We start from the raw sequence: 3,251 nt of genomic DNA, 5'->3' as shown, positions 1-3,251 counted from the left end.
GATTTGGTTGCGGGGGCCAGATTTGAACTGACGACCTTCAGGTTATGAGCCTGACGAGCTACCGGGCTGCTCCACCCCGCGGTAAGGTTTTTTTAAACGGCAACGCGGCGCTGGGTGCTTTTGGGCACCTGGCGCCGCGCGCTGTCACGTCATGTGATGAGGGATATCCTTGACAGGCCCGGCAACGACCTACTCTCCCGGGTCTTGAGACACAGTACCATCAGCGCTGAGGAGTTTAACGGCCGAGTTCGGGATGGGATCGGGTTCTGGCTCCTCGCTCAAGCCACCGGGCCGGCGAAGGATATGGCAAGCATATGGTCTTTTGTGTTGTCGCGTTTGTGTTGGTGTCGCGGACATTGATCATGAGAACGATCAAGCCGATCGAGCAATTAGTACCGGTAAGCTGAGCAGGTTACCCTGCTTACACACCCGGCCTATCAACGTGGTCGTCTTCCACGGCTCTCGAGGGAGAACTCGTTTTGAGGTGGGTTTCCCGCTTAGATGCATTCAGCGGTTATCCCGACCGTACATAGCTACCCTGCACTGCGGCTGGCGCCACAACAGGTCCACCAGAGGTACGTCCACCCCGGTCCTCTCGTACTAAGGGCAGATCCTCTCAATTCTCCTACACCCACGGCAGATAGGGACCGAACTGTCTCACGACGTTCTGAACCCAGCTCACGTACCACTTTAATCGGCGAACAGCCGAACCCTTGGGACCTTCTCCAGCCCCAGGATGTGATGAGCCGACATCGAGGTGCCAAACGATTCCGTCGATATGGACTCTTGGGAATCATCAGCCTGTTATCCCCGGCGTACCTTTTATCCGTTGAGCGATGGCCCTTCCACGCGGGACCACCGGATCACTATGGCCGTCTTTCGACTCTGCTCGACTTGTCAGTCTCGCAGTCAGGCAGGCTTATGCCATTGCACTCAACGAGCGATTTCCGACCGCTCTGAGCCCACCTTCGCACGCCTCCGTTACTCTTTGGGAGGCGACCGCCCCAGTCAAACTGCCTGCCATGCGCTGTCTCGGACCCGGATGACGGGTCGCGGTTAGACATCCATGACGATAAGGGTGGTATTTCAAGGATGACTCCACCAGAGCTGGCGCCCCGGCTTCAAAGTCTACCACCTATCCTACACATGCCGACACGAATGCCAGCGCAAAGCTGCAGTAAAGGTGCACGGGGTCTTTCCGTCTGACCGCAGGAACCCCGCATCTTCACGGGGAATTCAATTTCACTGAGTCTATGCTGGAGACAGCGGGGAAGTCGTTACGCCATTCGTGCAGGTCGGAACTTACCCGACAAGGAATTTCGCTACCTTAGGACCGTTATAGTTACGGCCGCCGTTTACCGGGGCTTCAATTCGGTGCTTGCACACCTCCTTTTAACCTTCCGGCACCGGGCAGGCGTCAGACCCTATACGTCATCTTACGATTTCGCAGAGCCCTGTGTTTTAGTTAAACAGTCGCTACCCCCTGGTCTGTGCCCCCAATGCCTAGTTGCCTAAGCACTGGGCCTCCTTATCCCGAAGTTACGGAGGTAAATTGCCGAGTTCCTTCAGCATAGTTCTCTCAAGCGCCTTGGTATACTCTACCAGTCCACCTGTGTCGGTTTCGGGTACGGTCTGATGTTGGAGCTATTTCCAGGAACCGCTTGGAAGCCAGGTCAATCCAATAAGACCTGACAGCGTACGCGATCCGTCACTACCAACTGGCTGCGGAATATTCACCGCATTCCCATCGACTACGCCTTTCGGCCTCGCCTTAGGGGCCGGCTAACCCTGCGGAGATTAACTTTACGCAGGAACCCTTGGACTTTCGGCGACAGTGTCTTTCACACTGTTTGTCGTTACTCATGTCAGCATTCGCACTTCCAATACCTCCAGGAGCCCTCACGGGTCTCCCTTCGTTGGCTTATGGAACGCTCCGCTACCGCTTGCACAAAGTGCAAACCTTAAGCTTCGGCTCGTGGCTTGAGCCCCGATACATTTTCGGCGCAGGAACCCTTGTTTAGACCAGTGAGCTGTTACGCTTTCTTTAAAGGATGGCTGCTTCTAAGCCAACCTCCTGGTTGTTTTGGGATTCCCACATCCTTTCACACTTAGCCACGAATTGGGGGCCTTAGCTGTAAGTCAGGGTTGTTTCCCTCTCCACGACGGACGTTAGCACCCGCCGTGTGTCTCCCGCGCAGTACTTCTCGGTATTCGGAGTTTGGTTAGGTTTGGTAATACGGTAAGTACCCCGCACCCATCCAGTGCTCTACCCCCGAGAGTATTCACGCGAGGCGCTACCTAAATAGCTTTCGCGGAGAACCAGCTATTTCCGAGTTTGATTGGCCTTTCACCCCTAGCCACAAGTCATCCGAGACTTTTTCAACAGGCACCGGTTCGGTCCTCCAGTAAGTGTTACCTTACCTTCAACCTGCTCATGGCTAGATCACCCGGTTTCGGGTCTAATCCGACGAACTGAACGCCCTGTTCAGACTCGCTTTCGCTGCGCCTACGCCTAGCGGCTTAAGCTTGCTCGTCAGACTAAGTCGCTGACCCATTATACAAAAGGTACGCGGTCACCCAGGACGAACCTTGAGCTCCCACTGTTTGTAAGCATTCGGTTTCAGGTGCTGTTTCACTCCCCTCGTCGGGGTGCTTTTCACCTTTCCCTCACGGTACTTGTTCACTATCGGTCGCTGAGGAGTACTTAGGCTTGGAGGGTGGTCCCCCCACGTTCAGACAGGATTTCACGTGTCCCGCCTTACTCATGTCTCGACTGATTGCAGATCCGTACGGGGCTATCACCCATTGATGCGTGGTTTCCCAACCACTTCCGGTAACGCACAGTCGAGCACTGGCCTGGTCCGCGTTCGCTCGCCACTACTAACGGAGTCTCGTTGATGTCCTTTCCTCCAGGTACTTAGATGTTTCAGTTCCCTGGGTTAGCTTTGAACCCCTATGTATTCAGAGTTCAATACCTTCTTGTGATCTCTGTTAGTCCGAAGACAGGCCCAAGCACAGGCCGGAGCCTGTCCTTGGAATAACAGAGATCGAAGGTGGGTTTCCCCATTCGGAAATCCGCGGATCAAAGCTCATTCGCAGCTCCCCACGGCTTATCGCAGCGTATCACGTCCTTCATCGCCTCTCAGCGCCAAGGCATCCACCGAATGCTCTTAAGGCACTTGATCGTTCTCATGATCGATGTCCGCGAGATCTTCGACCGCCCCGTAAAAGTGGGAACCACTTTTACGACA

At 54.9% G+C, this 3,251-nt stretch carries 1 tRNA gene and 2 rRNA genes; all 3 read right to left on the bottom strand.

Annotated features, from left to right (window positions below):
* Positions 1–4: 4 nt before the first annotated feature.
* Positions 5–81: transfer RNA gene (locus V7S63_RS28655), tRNA-Met, on the bottom strand.
* Between the two features lie 95 nt (positions 82–176).
* Positions 177–291: ribosomal RNA gene (rrf, locus tag V7S63_RS28650) — 5S ribosomal RNA — on the bottom strand.
* Positions 292–368: 77 nt separating this feature from the next.
* Positions 369–3,185: ribosomal RNA gene (locus tag V7S63_RS28645) — 23S ribosomal RNA — on the bottom strand.
* Positions 3,186–3,251 lie beyond the last annotated feature (66 nt).

The sequence above is a fragment of the Allobosea sp. CCNWLY174 genome, from assembly GCF_037120455.1.
GTDB classification, from domain to species: Bacteria; Pseudomonadota; Alphaproteobacteria; order Rhizobiales; family Beijerinckiaceae; genus Allobosea; species Allobosea lupini.
The sequence above is the reverse complement of the archived record's forward strand: the minus strand, read 5'-3'. Positions and strand labels throughout refer to the sequence as shown.